The 18,007-nt window shown below is 70.4% G+C and carries 16 protein-coding genes; 6 read left to right on the top strand and 10 right to left on the bottom strand.

Translation table 11 applies throughout. The features are described 5' to 3' along the window. Positions 1-1,073, bottom strand: a 1,073-nt coding sequence (locus tag L0P92_RS30340) for a serine/threonine-protein kinase (protein ID WP_234766246.1), incomplete at its 3' end; no start/stop codon positions are given. Positions 1,074-1,283: 210 nt separating this feature from the next. On the opposite strand from L0P92_RS30340, the gene L0P92_RS30345 reads away from it, so the two are divergent. Continuing rightward, positions 1,284-2,369, top strand: a complete 1,086-nt coding sequence (locus L0P92_RS30345; protein ID WP_234766258.1) for a serine hydrolase domain-containing protein — start codon at positions 1,284-1,286, stop codon at positions 2,367-2,369. An 80-nt stretch (positions 2,370-2,449) separates the two neighbouring features. Here L0P92_RS30345 and L0P92_RS30350 read toward each other — a convergent pair whose 3' ends face one another. Continuing rightward, positions 2,450-4,156, bottom strand: a complete 1,707-nt coding sequence (locus tag L0P92_RS30350) for a glycerol-3-phosphate dehydrogenase/oxidase (RefSeq protein WP_234766247.1) — start codon at positions 4,154-4,156, stop codon at positions 2,450-2,452. A gap of 263 nt (positions 4,157-4,419) precedes the next feature. On the opposite strand from L0P92_RS30350, the gene L0P92_RS30355 reads away from it, so the two are divergent. Continuing rightward, complete coding sequence (locus tag L0P92_RS30355; RefSeq protein ID WP_234766248.1) at positions 4,420-5,628, top strand: nucleotide sugar dehydrogenase; 1,209 nt, start codon at positions 4,420-4,422, stop codon at positions 5,626-5,628. A 667-nt stretch (positions 5,629-6,295) separates the two neighbouring features. On the opposite strand, the gene L0P92_RS30360 is transcribed toward L0P92_RS30355, so the two are convergent. The 4 genes from L0P92_RS30360 to L0P92_RS30375 all read right to left on the bottom strand — a co-directional run bounded on the left by L0P92_RS30360 (position 6,296) and on the right by L0P92_RS30375 (position 10,698). Then, positions 6,296-7,420, bottom strand: a complete 1,125-nt coding sequence (locus L0P92_RS30360) for a GuaB3 family IMP dehydrogenase-related protein (RefSeq protein ID WP_234766249.1) — start codon at positions 7,418-7,420, stop codon at positions 6,296-6,298. A 117-nt stretch (positions 7,421-7,537) separates the two neighbouring features. After that, entirely contained in the window at positions 7,538-9,040 is a 1,503-nt protein-coding gene (guaB, locus tag L0P92_RS30365; protein WP_234766250.1) for an IMP dehydrogenase, read from the bottom strand. Positions 9,041-9,180: 140 nt separating this feature from the next. Beyond that, complete coding sequence (locus L0P92_RS30370; protein WP_234766251.1) at positions 9,181-9,756, bottom strand: sigma-70 family RNA polymerase sigma factor; 576 nt, start codon at positions 9,754-9,756, stop codon at positions 9,181-9,183. Positions 9,757-10,086: 330 nt separating this feature from the next. Next, positions 10,087-10,698 carry a response regulator transcription factor gene (locus L0P92_RS30375; protein WP_003948568.1) on the bottom strand — a complete coding sequence of 204 codons (612 nt, stop codon included), beginning with the start codon at positions 10,696-10,698 and terminating at the stop codon, positions 10,087-10,089. 381 nt (positions 10,699-11,079) lie between these two features. On the opposite strand from L0P92_RS30375, the gene L0P92_RS30380 reads away from it, so the two are divergent. Continuing rightward, positions 11,080-11,412 carry a WhiB family transcriptional regulator gene (locus L0P92_RS30380; protein WP_234766252.1) on the top strand — a complete coding sequence of 111 codons (333 nt, stop codon included), beginning with the start codon at positions 11,080-11,082 and terminating at the stop codon, positions 11,410-11,412. A gap of 86 nt (positions 11,413-11,498) precedes the next feature. On the opposite strand, the gene L0P92_RS30385 is transcribed toward L0P92_RS30380, so the two are convergent. Beyond that, positions 11,499-12,404 carry a LysR family transcriptional regulator gene (locus L0P92_RS30385; protein WP_234766253.1) on the bottom strand — a complete coding sequence of 302 codons (906 nt, stop codon included), beginning with the start codon at positions 12,402-12,404 and terminating at the stop codon, positions 11,499-11,501. Positions 12,405-12,485: 81 nt separating this feature from the next. Here L0P92_RS30385 and L0P92_RS30390 point away from each other — a divergent pair, with 81 nt between their 5' ends. The 3 genes from L0P92_RS30390 (at position 12,486) to L0P92_RS30400 (ending at position 14,844) form a co-directional block, all read left to right on the top strand. After that, entirely contained in the window at positions 12,486-13,154 is a 669-nt protein-coding gene (locus tag L0P92_RS30390) for an MOSC domain-containing protein (protein WP_234766254.1), read from the top strand. Positions 13,155-13,263: 109 nt separating this feature from the next. After that, positions 13,264-14,037, top strand: coding sequence for an SDR family NAD(P)-dependent oxidoreductase (locus tag L0P92_RS30395; protein WP_234766255.1), 774 nt, complete (start codon positions 13,264-13,266; stop codon positions 14,035-14,037). Positions 14,038-14,151: 114 nt separating this feature from the next. Then, complete coding sequence (locus L0P92_RS30400; RefSeq protein ID WP_234766259.1) at positions 14,152-14,844, top strand: ester cyclase; 693 nt, start codon at positions 14,152-14,154, stop codon at positions 14,842-14,844. 90 nt (positions 14,845-14,934) lie between these two features. Here L0P92_RS30400 and groL read toward each other — a convergent pair whose 3' ends face one another. The 3 genes from groL to L0P92_RS30415 form a co-directional block, all read right to left on the bottom strand. After that, positions 14,935-16,563 carry a chaperonin GroEL gene (groL, locus tag L0P92_RS30405; protein WP_234766256.1) on the bottom strand — a complete coding sequence of 543 codons (1,629 nt, stop codon included), beginning with the start codon at positions 16,561-16,563 and terminating at the stop codon, positions 14,935-14,937. Between the two features lie 127 nt (positions 16,564-16,690). Next, the gene (groES, locus tag L0P92_RS30410; RefSeq protein WP_003998759.1) at positions 16,691-16,999 is read right to left on the bottom strand and encodes a co-chaperone GroES; all 309 of its coding nucleotides are present in this window, start codon (positions 16,997-16,999) and stop codon (positions 16,691-16,693) included. Positions 17,000-17,399: 400 nt separating this feature from the next. Next, positions 17,400-18,007 (bottom strand): polysaccharide deacetylase family protein (locus L0P92_RS30415; protein WP_234766257.1); only part of this gene is annotated, 608 nt, incomplete at its 5' end.

Consider the following 18,007-nt stretch of genomic DNA (forward strand, 5'->3'; position numbering starts at 1 on the left):
CCCCCGCCGCCCCGGCACGCCACCCCCGCACCCGCCGCGGCCTTCCGCACGGAACGCAGCGCCCCGCGCAACCGCTCCCCGGCCTCCTCGCCCCGCCTGCTCCCGGACCCGGAGCCCGAACGGCCCTTGCCCTCGGGCCCGTCGGGCTGCGGCGGCAACGGCACGACCTTCGTCGCGTCCGCCGGCTCCGGCTCCTCCTTGGGCGCGGGCGCGTGGATGACGGCGTTGAGCATCGCCCGCGCACCGGCGTCGTCGAGCCGCTTCTCGGGGTCCTTGGTGAGCAGACCGTAGATGACGTCCCTCAGCGGTCCCGCGTTCTTCGGCTCTTCCAGCGGCTCGGTCATCACCGCCGTGAGCGTCGCGATGGCGGAGCCCTTGTCGTACGGCGGCGTCCCCTCGACCGACGCGTACAACAGCCCGCCCAGCGACCACAGGTCGGCCGCGGGGCCCGGCTTGTGGCCGCGGGCCCGCTCCGGGGAGATGTAGGAGGGCGCGCCGACGAGCATGCCGGTCGAGGTGATGGAGGGGTCGCCCTCGACCTGGGCGATACCGAAGTCGGTGAGCACGACCCGGTCGGTGTCGGACTCCAGCAGGACGTTCGACGGCTTCACGTCACGGTGCAGGATGCCCTCGCGGTGCGCGGACCGCAGCACGTCGAGCACGGCGAGGCCCACCTCGGCCGCCCGCTTGGGCTCCAGGAGACCGTCCTCGCGGATGACCTCGGCGAGCGACTTGCCCTCGACGAGCTCCATCACGATCCACGGCCGGTCGTCCTCGTCGACCACGTCGAACACGGTCACGGCGCTGTTGTTGCGGATCCGCGCGATGGCCTTGGCCTCACGCAGGGTGCGCGTGATCAGCCGCCGCTTCTCCTCCTCGTCGATGTTCGACGGGAACCGCAGTTCCTTGACCGCGACGGTCCGCCCGAGAGTTTCGTCGACGGCACGCCACACCGTGCCCATGCCGCCCCTGCCGAGCACTCCGCCCAGCCGGTACCGCCCCGCGAGGAGACGCTCGCGGTCGTCCTGACGAGTGTCCTGACGAGATGTCCCCGCCCGCTCCGCCTCCGACATGCGTCCCCTCATACAACCCGCCCTGACAGAGCCTCCATTGTCTCTCACCCGACAAGTGCCCGACGCCCAGGGTGCCCCTGGCCCCGCCACCCGACCGCACGGCCCGGGCCATGAGCGCACGCCGCAGCCGAGGCCCGGTGAATCGCGCGTTCCGCTTGCCCGGCATGATGAGCCGCGACAAGGGAAGGAACCCGTATGGCACGACCGGCGATGCCCCTGCTCCGGACACTGGTGGCCCTGCCCGTGGCCCTGGCGCTCATCGGCCTGGTGGTCCCGGCACTCCTCGGTCTGACCCCCACCTCCTCCTCGGCGCGCATCGCCTACTCGCCCTCCACGGCACAGGCCACGGACTCCCTGCTGCCGCGACTGCTCACCCGGGGCAAGGCCCCCGCCGCGGCCCTGCTGGCCCGCGAGGCGACCGGCACCCGTTACGCCCGGGCCGGCCAGGGCATCGCCCGTGCCGACCACTTCCGCGCCGGCAGCATCACCAAGACCTTCATCGCGACGGTCGTCCTGCAACTGGCCGCCGAGGGACGGCTGTCGCTCTCCGACCCGGTGGAGCGGTATCTGCCGGGTCTGGTGCGCGGGGCGGGCAACGACGGGCGCGCGCTGACCCTTCGTTCCCTGCTGACCCACACCAGCGGCCTGTACGACTTCACCGCCGCGACCGGGGGCACCGTCCCCCTCACACCGCTTCAGGCCGTGCGCGTCGCGCTCACCCACCCCCCTGCCGAACCCGGCGTCTTCTCCTACTCGAACACCAACTACGTCCTGCTCGGCCTGGTCATCGAGCACGTCACCGGCCGCTCCTACGCCACCGAGGCCGAACGCCGTGTCATCGCTCCGCTGGGTCTGACCCACACCTCCTTCCCTGGCTCCCGCACCTCTCTGCCCTCTCCGCACGGCCGCGCCTACGCCACCGACGGGACCGATGTCACCGAACTCGACCCGCGGGTGGCCGGCGCCTCGGGCGAGCTGGTGACCACGCTCGCCGACCTCGACCGCTTCTACGCCGCCCTGCTCGGCGGCCGTCTGCTGCCCCCGCGCTGGCTGCGCGAGATGCTCGACACCCGTGCCGCACACGGCTCGTACGGCATGGGACTCTTTCCCGTGAAACTGCCCTGCGGCACCGTCGTCTGGGGGCACAACGGGCGCATATCCGGCAGCTACGTGCGCTCCGCGGCCACCGTCGGCGGTCGTCGTGTCCTGACCTTCCGGGTGAACACGACGGCGATAGCGGATCCCGGTCTCGAACCCCGGCTGCTCGCCGCCGAGTTCTGCCCTCGCACCAGGTAGAACGGCCGGGGTTCGAGCGGATATCCCGACTTCCGCCACCCGTTCGAGTGACGTTCCCGTGTCCAGGCGGTCGGCGTGCCTTACAACGGCACGATGTCCGGCGCCCCCAGCCGCGCCGCGTCCGCCGTCAGGTCGTCCGGCTGCCGCTGCGACTCCCGCTCGGCCTCCACGCGCTTCTCGTAGTGCTGGATCTCGCGCTCGATGTGGTCCTTGTCCCAGCCCAGCACCGGCGCCATCAGCTCGGCCGCCTCACGCGCGCACCGTGTGCCCCGGTCGAACGTCTCGATGGAGATGCGCGTGCGCCGCGTGAGCACGTCGTCCAGATGCCGCGCCCCCTCGTGCGAGGCGGCGTAGACGACCTCGGCGCGCAGATAGTCGTCGGCGGACTGCAGGGGCTCGCCCAGCGTGGGGTCTGCGGCGATGAGTTCGAGCAGTTCCTCCGCCAGTGAGCCGTACCGGTTCAACAGGTGCTCCACCCGCACCACATGAATGCCCGTCCGCGCCGCGATCCGCGCACGCGCGTTCCACAGCGCCCGGTACCCCTCCGCGCCCACCAGCGGAATGTCCTCCGTGACGCACTCGGCGACCCGCATGTCGAGCCCGTGCACAGCCGCGTCCACCGCGTCCTTGGCCATCACCCGGTACGTCGTGTACTTGCCGCCCGCCACGACGACGAGTCCGGGCACGGGGTGGGCCACGGTGTGCTCGCGCGAGAGCTTGCTGGTGGCGTCCGACTCACCGGCGAGCAGCGGCCGCAGTCCCGCGTACACACCCTCCACGTCGTCCCGGGTCAGCGGCACCGCGAGTACCGAGTTCACGTGTTCCAGCAGGTAGTCGATGTCGGCGCTGGAGGCGGCCGGATGGGCCTTGTCGAGGTCCCAGTCGGTGTCGGTGGTGCCGACGATCCAGTGCCGGCCCCAGGGGATGACGAACAGCACGGACTTCTCGGTGCGCAGGATCAGCCCCGTCGTGGAGTGGATGCGGTCCTTGGGCACGACCAGATGGATGCCCTTGGAGGCGCGCACGTGGAACTGTCCGCGCTCCCCCACCATCGACTGGGTGTCGTCGGTCCACACCCCGGTCGCGTTGACGATCTGCTTGGCGCGGATCTCGTACTCCCCGCCCGCCTCGACGTCCTGCACCCGGGCCCCGACGACGCGTTCGCCCTCACGCAGGAACCCGGTCACGCGCGCGCGGTTGGCGACCTTCGCGCCGTACGCCGCCGCCGTGCGCACGAGGGTGGCGACATAGCGGGCGTCGTCCATCTGGGCGTCGTAGTACTGCAGCGCGCCGACCAGTGCGTCCTTCTTCAGGGCGGGGGCGATGCGCAGGGCGTGACGGCGGCTCAGGTGGCGGTGCAGGGGCATGCCGCGACCGTGGGTGCGGGCCATCGACATGACGTCGTAGAGCAGGACACCCGAACCGGCGTACAGGCGCTCCCAGCCCTTGTACTGCAGCGGGTACAGGAAGGGCACGGGCTTCACCAGGTGCGGGGCGAGCCGTGACACCAGCAGCCCGCGTTCCTTCAAGGCCTCGCGTACGAGGGCGAAGTCGAGCATCTCCAGATAGCGCAGGCCGCCGTGGATGAGCTTGCTGGACCGGCTCGAGGTGCCCGACGCCCAGTCACGGGCCTCGACCAGGCCGGTGGACAGTCCCCGGGTCGCCGCGTCGAGGGCGGTGCCCGCACCCACGACGCCGGCGCCCACGACCAGTAGGTCCAGCTCGCGCTCGGCCATTGCTGCGAGTGACTCGGCGCGCTCCGCCGGCCCCAGTGTCGCTGTCCTCACCGCTGCCTCCCGCTCATCGGTCGCGTAGGCCGCACCCGTCGGGCGAAGCCCGCTTCGTACCCCCCATGCCCAAAATTCTGACCGGGTTGCCCGAGTTCAGCCACCACGCGCCCCCAGCCTGTGGACAACACTCACGGAAACGCGATCATTCAATGCCGCAAATCGGTCATATTTACTCCTAGTCTGACATTGCGCTCCCTCGATCTGTCCACAGGGCTTGCGCACCTGCTCCACTTCGGTTACTGGGAAGGACGGCCCACGCCATGCCCGCAGATCTCGCCGTCATCGGACTCGGCCCGTACGGCCTGCCGCTGGCCAAGGCCGCCGTCGCGGCCGGCATCCCCACGCTCGGCTACCGGACCGGGCCCGAGGCCGCCTCCCTCAGTCCCGCGGAACTGCGCCGGATGCTCTCGGGGGGCTTCCGGCACGCCACCAGCCCCGCCGAGCTCGGCCGCGTACGCACCGCCGTCATCTGCGCGCCGACCCCGCGCGGCGCGGACGGCGGGCTCGACCTCAGCCAGGTCGAGGCGGCCGCCCGCACCCTGGCCGGACGACTGCGCCCGCACACCACCGTCATCCTGGAGTCGCCCGTCCCTCCGGGCACCACCGAGAACGTCCTGCGTCGCCTCCTCGAAGAGGGCTCGGGGATGGTCGCCGGCCGCGACTTCCACCTCGCCTACTCCCCCAGCCGCGTCGACCCCGGCAACCGCGACTTCACCCCCGCCAACACCCCCAAGGTGATCGGCGGCCTCACGCCCGCGTGCACCGAGTCGGCCGCCGCCTTCTACGGCCGTCTCACCGACAAGGTGGTACGCGCGCGTGGCCCGCGCGAGGCCGAGACCGTGCAGGTCCTGGAGACCAACTTCCGGCACGTCAACATCGCCCTCGTCAACGAAATGGCCGTCCTCTGCCACGACTTGGGCGTCGACCTGTGGGACGTCATCCGCTGCGCGGAGACCAAGCCGTTCGGCTTCCAGGCCTTCCGCCCCGGCCCCGGCGTCGGCGGCCACGCCGTCCCACAGGACCTCACCGCCCACGCGGGTCGCACCCTGCGCATGGTCGAACTGGCCCAGCAGGTCAACGACCAGATGCCCCAGTACGTCGTCCAGCGCGCCGCCGCCCTCCTCAACGAACACGGCAAGTCCGCGCGCGGCGCCCGCATCCTCCTTCTCGGCGTCACCTACAAGCCCGACCTCGCCGACCAGCAGTCCACGCCCGCCGAGGAGGTCGCGGTCCGCCTGATGCGGCTCGGAGCCTCCCTCAGCTACCACGACCCGCACATCCCGTCCTGGAACGTCCTGGACCGCCCGGTCCCCCGCGCGGACTCCCTGTACGAGGCCGCCGCCGACGCCGACCTGACGATCCTGCTCCAGCAGCATCGGCGGTACGACCTTCAGGGGCTGTCGGTGAAGGCGCAGCTGTTGCTGGACACGCGGGGGGCTACGCCTACGGGGGCGGCGCATCGGTTGTGATGGGGGGCGCGTGGGCGGACGGGTTCCTGCAGCTGGTGGCATACGGGGCGCGGCGCGGGTACCTTACGAAGACAGGTGGGGTCGGCCGCAGCGGGCACTGTGGCGGGCTCGTGGATGGACCCTGGAGTGTCCGCCCCTAGTTCTCGTAGGGACGGCCGCTCACCATCCCGCCAAAAAGGTGGGAGCCCACCACAGTAGGCGCTGCGGCAGGCTCCCGAGCGACTCACGGAGTGTCCACCCCTAGTTGGTTTAGGGGTGGCCGCTCATCGCCCATAGATCCACAAGACGCACCTCCTCCGGAACTTCACCAGCCGAAGCCGAAGTCGATCCCAGTGGGTGGGCTTGCGGTGACGGCCCATGGGCGCGCCCCCTTCCACGATGCCGCCCAGTGGCCCGGTAGGCGGTCCGTTTGGAGCTCGGGCCGGGCCCCGAGGGCCGGGGTCCGGAACATCTCCTTGGAAGGGGGCGCCCCAGAGAGCTTGGGTCGCCGATCACGGACACTACCGACTCCCCACACCCGTTCAGCCCACATTCGCCCCAAACGCAACCACGCGCCCCCACCAGCACAACACGCCCCCGTGCAACCGCAGTTGGGCACGCAAAAGGGCCGGTCACCCCACCCGGAGTGACCGGCCCTTCCCTGACGTATCGGCCGTAGCCGTACCGGCTACCGCTGGTGCTGCGAGTCCGCGACCGTGACCTCGACCCGCTGGAACTCCTTCAGCTCGCTGTACCCGGTCGTGGCCATCGCCCGCCGCAGCGCACCGAAGAAGTTCATCGAACCGTCGGGAGTGTGCGACGGCCCCGTCAGCACCTCCTCGATGGTGCCGACCGTCCCGAGGTGCACCTTCTTGCCGCGCGGCAGCTCCTCGTTCACGGCCTCCATGCCCCAGTGGTGCCCCTTGCCCGGCGCGTCCGTGGCGCGCGCGAGCGGGGAACCCATCATCACGGAGTCGGCGCCGCAGGCGATGGCCTTCGGCAGGTCACCGGACCAGCCCACACCGCCGTCCGCGATCACGTGGACGTACCGGCCGCCGGACTCGTCCATGTAGTCACGGCGGGCCGCAGCCACGTCCGCGACCGCCGTGGCCATCGGGACGCGGATGCCGAGGACGTTGCGCGTGGTGTGCGCGGCGCCGCCGCCGAAGCCCACGAGCACGCCCGCGGCACCGGTCCGCATGAGGTGCAGGGCCGCGGTGTACGTGGCACAGCCGCCGACGATCACCGGGACGTCGAGCTCGTAGATGAACTGCTTCAGGTTCAGCGGCTCGTGCGCGCCGGAGACGTGCTCCGCCGAGACCGTCGTACCGCGGATGACGAAGATGTCGACGCCGGCGTCGACGACCGCCTTGGAGAACTGGGCCGTGCGCTGCGGGGAGAGCGCGGCGGCCGTGACCACGCCCGAGTCGCGCACCTCCTTGATGCGCTGGCCGATCAGCTCCTCCTTGATGGGAGCGGCGTAGATCTCCTGGAGGCGGCGGGTGGCGGCCTCCGTGGGCAGCTCCGCGATCTCGTCGAGGAGCGGCTGCGGGTCCTCGTACCGCGTCCACAGGCCTTCGAGGTTCAGCACGCCGAGGCCGCCGAGCTCGCCGATGCGGATCGCGGTGGCCGGGGAGACGACCGAGTCCATGGGGGCGGCCAGGAAGGGCAGCTCGAAGCGGTAGGCGTCGATCTGCCAGGCGATCGAGACCTCCTTCGGGTCCCGCGTACGGCGGCTGGGGACGACGGCGATGTCGTCGAAGGCGTACGCCCGGCGGCCGCGCTTGCCGCGCCCGATCTCGATCTCAGTCACGTCTGTGGCCTTTCCCTGATGCGTTTCAGCGTCTTCCAGTATCGCCGACGGGTACGACAGAGGCGGCCCCGGTTCACCCGGGACCGCCCTCGATCAAGCTTCACGCGCGCGCGTGCGTCACTTACGGCTGTAGTTCGGCGCCTCGACCGTCATCTGGATGTCGTGCGGGTGGCTCTCCTTGAGGCCCGCGGAGGTGATCCGCACGAAGCGGCCCTTGGTCTCCATCTCCTCGATGCTCGCCGCGCCCACGTAGCCCATGGTCTGGCGCAGACCGCCGACGAGCTGGTGCAGCACGTTGGCCAGCGGGCCGCGGTAGGGCACCTGGCCCTCGATGCCCTCGGGCACGAGCTTGTCGTCGGAGGCGACCTCGGCCTGGAAGTAGCGGTCCTTGGAGTACGACCGGCCCTGGCCACGGGACTGCATGGCGCCGAGCGAGCCCATGCCGCGGTACGACTTGAACTGCTTGCCGTTGATGAACAGCAGCTCGCCCGGGGACTCCTCGCAGCCCGCGAGCAGCGAGCCCAGCATCACGGTGTCGGCGCCGGCGGCGAGCGCCTTGCCGATGTCGCCGGAGTACTGCAGGCCGCCGTCGCCGATCAGCGGGATGCCCGCGGGGCGGGCGGCGAGGGAGGCCTCGTAGATGGCGGTGACCTGCGGGACGCCGATGCCGGCGACCACGCGCGTGGTGCAGATGGAGCCCGGCCCGACACCGACCTTGATGCCGTCGACGCCGGCGTCGATCAGCGCCTGGGCGCCGTCGCGGGTGGCGACGTTGCCGCCGATCACGTCGACGCCCACGCTCGACTTGATCTTCGACATCCAGCTGAGGGCGTTGCTGTTGTGGCCGTGCGAGGTGTCGACGACCAGGAAGTCCACCCCGGCCTCGGCGAGCGCCTGGGCGCGCTCCAGGGCCTCGGGGCTGGCGCCGACGGCGGCACCGACGAGGAGCCGGCCCTCGGAGTCCTTGGCGGCGTTGGGGTACTTCTCCGCCTTGACGAAGTCCTTGACGGTGATCAGGCCCTTGAGGACACCGGAGTCGTCGACCAGCGGAAGCTTCTCGATCTTGTGCTTGCGCAGCAGGTCCATGGCGTCGGTGCCGGAGATGCCGACCTGGCCGGTGACCAGCGGCATCGGCGTCATGACCTCGCGCACCTGACGGCTGCGGTCCGACTCGAAGGCCATGTCACGGTTGGTGACGATGCCGAGGAGCTTGCCGGCCGGGTCGGTGACGGGGACACCGCTGATGCGGAACTTGGCGCACAGGGCGTCGGCCTCGGCGAGGGTCGCCTCCGGGTGCACCGTGATGGGGTCGGTGACCATGCCGGACTCGGACCGCTTCACCAGGTCGACCTGGTTGACCTGGTCCTCGACGGACAGGTTGCGGTGCAGCACGCCGACACCGCCGAGGCGGGCCATCGCGATGGCCATGCGGGACTCGGTCACCTTGTCCATGGCCGCCGAGAGCAGCGGGATGTTCACCCGGACGTTGCGGGAGATGCGGGACGAGGTGTCGACCGCGTTGGGGAGCACCTCGGATGCGCCCGGCAGCAGCAGCACGTCGTCGTAGGTCAGCCCGAGTGTCGCGAATTTACCGGGCACTCCGTCGACGTTCGCAGTCATGACACCTTCCCCAAATGGCCTTGATCGGTGCGGATGTCCATGCTAACGGGAAGCAGAGCTGGCAAATTCCATGGTTCGGGCCTGCTCCGGGCTTCGTATGTTCGTACGGAATCGGCGCGACGCCCGTTCAGGAGCGCCGCCTACTGCTCGGCCAGCGCCCGCAGTCTGCTCAGCGCGCGGTGCTGGGCCACCCGGACCGCGCCGGGTGACATTCCCAACATCTGACCCGTCTCCTCCGCGGTCAAGCCCACCGCGATCCTCAGCAGCAGCAGCTCGCGCTGGTTCTCGGGCAGGTTGGCCAGCAGTTTCTTGGCCCACTCGGCGTCGCTGCTGAGCAGCGCCCGCTCCTCCGGGCCCAGCGAGTCGTCCGGGCGCTCGGGCATCTCGTCCGAGGGAACCGCCGTGGACCCCGGGTGCCGCATCGCCGCCCGCTGCAGGTCGGCCACCTTGTGTGCGGCGATGGCGAAGACGAACGCCTCGAAGGGGCGGCCGGTGTCCCGATAGCGCGGCAGGGCGAGGAGAACCGCGACACAGACCTCCTGGGCCAGGTCCTCCACGAAGTGACGTGCGTCGCCTGGCAGCCGGGACAGCCGGGTGCGGCAGTAGCGCAGCGCCAAGGGGTGGACATGGGCGAGCAGGTCGTGCGTGGCCTGCTCATCCCCGTCGACGGCGCGGTGAACGAGCCCACCGATCACCGTCGTCTCGTCCTCGCGCATCGGTCCATGGTGCCTTGCGGCCGATTCATCCGTGGCACCGCGCCCGATGTTGTGCACCGAAGCGTTATGAGCAGGTGCGCCGGCACTCATCCCCTGCGCCCTCCCCTTCCGCTCGATCGACTCGTCCCCGAGAGACTCCACACCTCAAGGATGCGGCATCCGCCGCGAAACGAGCAGCGGGCGCCGACGGAGCTGCTCGGCCGACCTGGCACCCGCGCCCCTCAGGGGCGCGGGGCTGCGTCGACATGCGGCTACCGCCGCGTGAGCGCGACCAGCCACGACGGACCCGCAGCCGCCAGACGGCGCAACGCGGCACCCACAGTGACGCGATTAACGAACCAGACCCCACCGGAACCCGAGCGCCACCGCATGCGCCCGGTCCGACGCACCCAGCTTCTTGAACAACCGCCGGGCATGCGTCTTCACGGTGTCCTCGGAGAGGAACAGCTCGCGCCCGATCTCCGCGTTGGACCGACCGTGGCTCATCCCTTCGAGCACCTGGATCTCACGCGCCGTGAGCGTGGGAGCGGCGCCCATCTCCGCGGAGCGCAGCCGCCGCGGGGCGAGCCGCCACGTCGGGTCGGCCAGCGCCTGCGTCACCGTGGCCCTCAACTCGGCGCGCGAGGCGTCCTTGTGCAGATACCCCCGGGCGCCCGCGGCGACCGCCAGCGCCACGCCGTCCAGGTCCTCCGCGACGGTGAGCATGATGATGCGCGCACCGGGGTCGGCGGACAGCAACCGCCGCACGGTCTCTACGCCGCCCAGACCGGGCATGCGTACGTCCATCAGGATCAGGTCCGAGCGGTCGGCGCCCCAGCGGCGGAGGACTTCCTCGCCGTTGGCCGCCGTCGTCACGCGCTCGACGCCGGGCACGGTCGCGACCGCGCGGCGAAGCGCCTCTCGGGCAAGCGGGGAGTCGTCGCAGACGAGGACGGATGTCATGGCCGCCCTCCGCAGCTGATGCACGTCACCTTGAGCCTCCAGGCTGGTACGAAATCGTCACCTGTGCGGTCGACCGTCTCGGACGCCTGCCCGAGCCCTTGTTCCTTCAACCGCCTCCGCCCTCTCAACGACGGTCACTCGAAAGAGTTACGGGGGCATGTGCCGTCTTCGGCACTCTACGTGAGGGGGCGGACACGGGGCAGACATGCACGGCGGACCCTCAATCTTTCATCACAACCCATGCCCCATTCAGACCTTTTTCTTCCTGTTTGCTGGCGTTTGGGGCTAGATTCGCAATGAGTCATATTTTCATCTTCTTAGATCGTAGATGTACGGTCGTAGACACCGTATCCGCCCAGAACGGCTACAAGGGGTCACGCAATGGCAGATTTCTCCCGCCTTCCCGGACCGAACGCGGACCTGTGGGACTGGCAGCTGCTGGCTGCTTGTCGCGGGGTGGACAGCTCGCTCTTCTTTCATCCGGAGGGCGAGCGCGGTGCGGCTCGGAGCGCTCGAGAGAACTCGGCCAAGGAGGTCTGCATGAGGTGCCCGGTCCGCGCGCAGTGCGCGGCACATGCGCTGGCGGTGCGCGAACCGTACGGCGTCTGGGGCGGCTTGACCGAGGACGAGCGCGAGGAGCTCATGGGGCGGGCGCGCAACCGGCTGGTGTCGGCGGCGTCGACGGCCAGCGGGGAGGCCGGCTCGCACACCTGAAGGAACGTTTCTGCACGTAAGGGCACGCGTACGCGTGCCCTTCTTCTTCGCCGGGAGATTCCCTGGTTCGCCGGGGGACTCCCCGGCTAACGGGCGGCGGCTCGCGCCAGCTGGTCGAGCGTCGCCGCCACGGCCGGCACCTGCGCCAGGTCGGGCAGCGTGAGCGCCACGATCTCCCGCCGGACCGCCGGTTCCAGCGTCACCATGCGCACCCCCCGCGGCCGTACGGACTCGACGGCGAGCTGAGGCAGGACGGCCACGCCCAGGCCGGCGCCCACCAGGCCCACCACCGCCGGGTAGTCGTCGGTGGCGAAGTCGATACGGGGCGTGAATCCGGCACCGGCGCACACCTCGATCAACTGTCCCCGGCAGCGCGGGCATCCGGCGATCCACGGCTCGGCCGCGAGCTCCCCGATGGCGACGGGCCCGGCGGCTGCGGTGCGCGCCAGGCGGTGCCGTTCGGGGACGAGGCCCACGAGACGGTCCGTCAGCAGGGGACGTACGACCAGGTCGTCCCACTCCTCGGCGCCGGCTGCACCCTCGTACCGGAAGGCGAGGGCCACGTCGCAGTCGCCCTCGCGCAGCAGCTCGACGGAGTTCGGCGGCTCGGCCTCCTCCAGGGAGACGCGGGTGCCGGGGTGGGCGGCGCGCAGGGCGGCGAGGGCGGTCGGGACCAGGGTGGAGCTGCCGCTGGGGAAGGAGACGAGGCGGACGCGGCCGGCGCGCAGTCCGGCGATGGCGGCGACCTCCTCCTCGGCGGCGGTGAGTCCGGCCAGGATCCCTGAGGCGTGCCGCACCAGGGCCTCTCCGGCCTGGGTCAGCCGCATCTCGCGTCCGCTGCGGATCAGCAGGGGCGTGCCGACCGATGTCTCCAGGGCCTTCATCTGCTGGCTGACAGCGGGCTGGGTGCAGCCCAGTTCGCGGCCGGCCGCGGAGAAGGAGCCGGTGGCGGCAACGGCGCGCAGGACGCGGAGGTGACGGGCTTCGAGCACGGAACCGAGCATAAGCGAGCCTTGGGGAGATCACCGAATAATGCGTCGACACTTTGGCCACCGCTCGCCTACCTTGCCCTCATGAAGCTTCTGTCTGTGAACCTGGGCCACCCGAAGCCGGTGCCGAACGCGGATGACCCCGACGCCGTGACCGGCATCGACAAGCGGCCGGTTGACGGGCCGGTGCGGGTGGCGGCGCCCGGGCCCAAGGGCATCGGGGGGAGCGGGCTGGCCGGGGACGCGGTGTGCAAGAGAGAGCACCACGGCGGCGACGACCAGGCCGTGTACGCCGTGGCGCGTGAGGATCTCGACGCGTGGGAGCGCGAGCTGGGGCGGCCGCTGGCGAACGGCGGCTTCGGCGAGAACCTCACGACGTCCGGCCTGGACGTGTCCGGCGCGCTCATCGGCGAGCGCTGGCGGATCGGGTCCGGCGTGGTGCTGGAGGTCACGAGCGGCCGGATTCCCTGCCTGACCTTCCAGGGCCATATGGGTGAGAAGCAGTGGGTGAAGCGGTTCACGGCGCAGGGGGCGCCGGGGGCATATCTGCGGGTGATCGAGCCGGGCGAGATCCGGGCGGGGGACGCGATGGAGATCATCCACCGCCCGGACCACGAGGTGACGGTGGCGCTCCAGTTCCGTGCGGTCACGACCGAGCGCAAGCTGCTGCCGAGACTGCTTCCAGCCGGTGCGGCGCTGCATTCGGAAGTGCTGGAGGAGGCGCGGAAGTACGTGGCGAAGCACGGGGTCTGACGAGCGCTCACCGCACGGTTCGGCGTACGGGCCTTCGCCCGGCCTCCACTGATCGGGAGGGCCTGTGCAGCAAACGGACGCACTCGGTCCGGGTCACTAACCTTGCGCCATGACAACGGCATTGATTACGGGATCGACCGCGGGCATCGGCGCCGCGTTCGCACGGCGGCTGGCGGCCGACGGGCACGACCTCGTCCTGGTCGCCCGGGACGTCAAGCGACTGCGGGAGCAGGCGACCGAACTGCACGACCGGCACGGCATCGAGGCGGAGGTGCTGGCGGCCGACCTGGCCGAGGACACCGGCATCGAGACGGTCGCCGCCCGCCTCGGCGACCGCAGGAACCCGGTCGACCTGCTGATCAACAACGCCGGCTTCGGCAACAAGGGCCGTTACCTCGACGTCTCGATGGCCGACGAGCTGAAGATGCTCAAGGTGCACTGCGAGGCCGTGCTGCGGCTGACGTCGGCGGCCGCCGAGGCGATGCGGGAGCGGGGGCGCGGGGGTGTCGTCAACGTCGCGTCGGTCGCGGCCTTCGTGCCGCGCGGTACGTACGGCGCGTCCAAGGCGTGGGTCGTGCAGTTCACCCAGGGGGCGGCGCGGGACCTGGCCGGGAGCGGGGTGCGGCTGATGGCGCTGTGCCCGGGATTCGTGCGCACCGAGTTCCATGAGCGGGCCGGGATGGGCACGGACAACATCCCGGGGTGGATGTGGCTGGACGCGGACAAGGTGGCGGCCACCGCGCTGGAGGACCTGGCCCGGGGCAGGGCGCTGTCCATTCCCGACCCCCGGTACAAGGTGCTGATGGGGGCGGCGAAGCTGGTGCCGCGAGGGATGCTCGGGGGGATCAGCTCACGGACGGGGCGCAAGTACGGGCCGCAGTAGGCGGGTCGGCGGGCGTCGGCCGGTCCGGGGCGGGTGAACAGGCGCACGGCCCGCGCAGTGGGGAAAATGGAGCTGTCCAGCCGCACCCAGGGGGGCCGGGAGGCGACGACGCCCATGACCTTCGTACAGCTCATCGACTGCAGGACCAGCCGTTTCGACGAGATGAACCGGCTGATGGACAGGTGGGTCGAGCAGACCAAGGGGAAGCGGACGGCGACGCACGACATCATCGGCAAGGACCGGTCCGACCCGGCGCACTTCATCGAGATCGTGGAGTTCGCCTCGTACGAGGAGGCGATGCGCAACTCCAACCTGCCCGAGACCGACCGGATCTTCCAGGAGATGGTGGCGCTCTGTGACAGGGAGCCCACGTTCACCGATCTGGACGTGGTGCGCGACGAGCAGCTGAACGTCCTGGCCGCGCGGGCCTTCTTCGAGGCCATGGGCAGGATGGAGCCGGGGCGGATCGGTGACCATCTCACCCGTGACTACGTGGATCACGATCCGTCGTACCCGCGGCCGGTGCAGGGCGTCGACGGTGTCCGCGAGCAGTACGAGGGGTGGCGGGCCGCCTTCGACTTCACCTTCCGGATCGACGACCAGATGGCCCAGGGCGACCAGGTGTGCACCCGGTGGACGTGGGTCGCGCACCACAAGGGCGAGTTCCTGGGGATCCCGGCGACCGACCAGGACGTGAGCATGCGGGGCATGACCTGGCAGCGGTTCCGGGAGGGCAGGATCTGCGAGAGCCACTGGATCTACGACCGGGCGGGGCTGCTGGAGCAGCTGGGGGTACTCGGTCAGTGAGGCCCGCGAAGGGGGAAGGCCCCGGTCCCGCGCACAGGCGCGGGAGCGGGGCCTTCTTCGAGCGCTGGGCTCGGCTCGGCTCAGCCGGACTCAGTGGGCGTGCCCGTGGCCGTGGCCACCGGCGGCGGCCGGCTCTTCCTCTTCCTTCTTCTCGACGACCAGGGTCTCGGTCGTGAGGAGGAGGGAGGCGATGGAGGCGGCGTTCTCCAGGGCGGAGCGGGTGACCTTGACCGGGTCGATGACGCCGGCCTTGACCAGGTCGCCGTACTCGCCGGTGGCGGCGTTGTAGCCGTTGCCCTTCTCCAGCTCGGCGACCTTGGAGACGATGACGTAGCCCTCCAGGCCGGCGTTCTCGGCGATCCAGCGCAGCGGCTCGACGGCGGCCTTGCGGACCACGGAGACACCGGTGGCCTCGTCGCCGGTCTTGCCGAGGTTGCCCTCGAGGACCTTGACGGCGTGGACCAGCGCGGAGCCACCACCGGAGACGATGCCCTCCTCGACCGCGGCGCGGGTCGCGGAGATGGCGTCCTCCAGACGGTGCTTCTTCTCCTTCAGCTCCACCTCGGTGGCGGCGCCGACCTTGATCACGCACACGCCGCCGGCCAGCTTCGCGAGGCGCTCCTGGAGCTTCTCGCGGTCCCAGTCGGAGTCGGTGTTCTCGATCTCGGCCTTGATCTGGGCGACGCGGCCCTGGACGGCGTCCGACTTGCCGGCGCCGTCGACGATCGTGGTGTCGTCCTTGGTGACGGTGATGCGACGGGCGGAGCCCAGCACCTCGAGGCCGACCTGGTCGAGCTTGAGGCCGACCTCCTCGGAGATGACCTCGGCGCCGGTCAGGGTCGCCATGTCCTGCAGCATCGCCTTGCGGCGGTCACCGAAGCCGGGGGCCTTGACGGCGACCGCGTTGAAGGTGCCACGGATCTTGTTCACGACCAGGGTCGACAGGGCCTCGCCCTCGACGTCCTCGGCGATGATCAGCAGCGGCTTGGAGGCACCGGCCTGGATGACCTTCTCCAGCAGCGGCAGCAGGTCCTGGATGGAGGAGATCTTGCCCTGGTTGATGAGGATGTAGGGGTCCTCCAGGACGGCCTCCATGCGCTCCTGGTCCGTCACGAAGTACGGCGACAGGTAGCCCTTGTCGAAGGCCATGCCCTCGGTGAAGTCCAGCTCCAGACCGAAGGTGTTGGACTCCTCGACGGTGATGACACCGTCCTTGCCGACCTTGTCCATCGCCTCGGCGATGAGCTCGCCGACCTGCTGGTCCTGGGCGGACAGCGCGGCGACGGCGGCGATGTCGGACTTCTCGTCGATCGGGCGGGCGGTCGCGAGGAGGTCCTCGGAGACGGCGGCGACGGCCGCGTCGATGCCCTTCTTCAGGGCGGCCGGGGAGGCACCCGCGGCGACGTTCTTCAGGCCCTCGCGGACCAGCGCCTGGGCCAGCACGGTGGCGGTGGTCGTACCGTCACCCGCGATGTCGTTGGTCTTGGTCGCCACCTCCTTCACCAGCTGGGCGCCGAGGTTCTCGTACGGGTCCTCGACCTCGACCTCGCGGGCGATGGTGACGCCGTCGTTGGTGATGGTGGGCGCGCCGAACTTCTTGTCGATGACGACGTTGCGGCCCTTGGGGCCGATGGTCACCTTGACGGTGTCGGCCAGCTTGTTGACGCCGCGCTCGAGGGCGCGACGGGCGTCCTCGTCGAACTTCAGGATCTTCGCCATGGGAGCGGTTCAGCCCTCTCGGAAAACGTGGGTGAAACGAACTGCGCCCCTGACGCCCGGCTTCACAAGGTCGCGGGGGCCCGGGGCGCAGCTCACAAGCAAGGTGCTTCGGTGAGGAAGCGGTGAATTACTTCTCGATGATCGCGAGCACGTCGCGAGCCGAGAGGACGAGGTACTCCTCGCCGTTGTACTTCACCTCGGTGCCGCCGTACTTGCTGTACAGCACGATGTCGCCGGTCTTGACGTCGAGCGGCAGGCGCTCGCCGTTCTCGAAGCGGCCCGGGCCCACGGCCAGGACGACGCCCTCCTGGGGCTTCTCCTTGGCGGTGTCCGGGATGACCAGGCCAGAGGCGGTGGTCTGCTCGGCGTCGAGCGGCTGGACCACGATGCGGTCCTCGAGCGGCTTGATGGCAACCTTGGAGCTGGTGGTCGTCACGATCCGACCTCCCCCTTCGGAGATCTCACGGGGTTAACTGTCTGAGGTGGCGACCAGGTGGATCCGTCGTCGCGGGTGCCGGACCTGCCCGTCGCGTAGTTGGCACTCTCATCTGCCGAGTGCCAGAGCCGAGACTATGGCGGGGGTTAGCACTCGGTCAAGCGGACTGCTAATTCGCTTGCGCTGGCTGAGCGGGATTCGGGTGACTGGCGTCGCGGTTCTGGGCGACCGGCGTCGAGGTGACCGCCCCTGGCGGGCTGCGCCCCCAGACCCCCCTATCGGCCTGAACGGCCTCGTCCTCAAACGCCGGACGGGCTGAATGGGCTGGACCGGCGACAGAAAGTTTCGTCCGGAAGTTCCGTCAGGGAATTCCTGCAGGTAGCTCCAGCAGGTGATTGCGTCAGATGTAGTCCTCCAACCGGCCCACTGTCAGCCCCCGCTTCTGGATCTCCCGGAGCAGTTTCGTCGTTCGTTCTCTCAGGCTCAGGCCCGCCGGCTCGGCCGACGGGAGGGACACGATGTCGCCGGCTCGCAGCCGGGCGGGGCCGTGGGCGTACGTCAGTTCGGCGTCGCCTTCCATCGCCGCCCGCCAGAGGACGACCGCGGTCACGCCGCAGTGGGCCGCGGCACGGAGTGTGGTCGTGTCGTAGGTGCCGTAGGGCGGGCGGAAGAGGCGGGGGCGGATGCCGAAGCGGGCGCGGAGTTTGTTCTGCTGGCCGCAGATCTCGGCGCGCTGGCCGGCGTAGGGCAGGCCGCGCAGGGCGGCGTGGTCGAGGGTGTGGTTCTGGATGGACGCGCCGACCGAGCGCAGGCGCGCGAAGTGGCCGTAGCCCGGGCCGGCCACGCTGTCGGTGAGGAACATGCTGACGGGCAGCCGTAGTTCACGGACCAGGTCGACGAAGCGGGGGTCCTTCTCGGCGCCGTCGTCGTAGGTGAGGAAGACGACCTTGTCGCGGGTCGGGACGCGGTGCACGACGGGCAGCGGATCGGCGTCGGGGAGCCGCAGCC

This window comes from Streptomyces muensis (genome assembly GCF_021474425.1).
In the GTDB taxonomy this organism is placed as follows: domain Bacteria; phylum Actinomycetota; class Actinomycetes; order Streptomycetales; family Streptomycetaceae; genus Streptomyces; species Streptomyces muensis.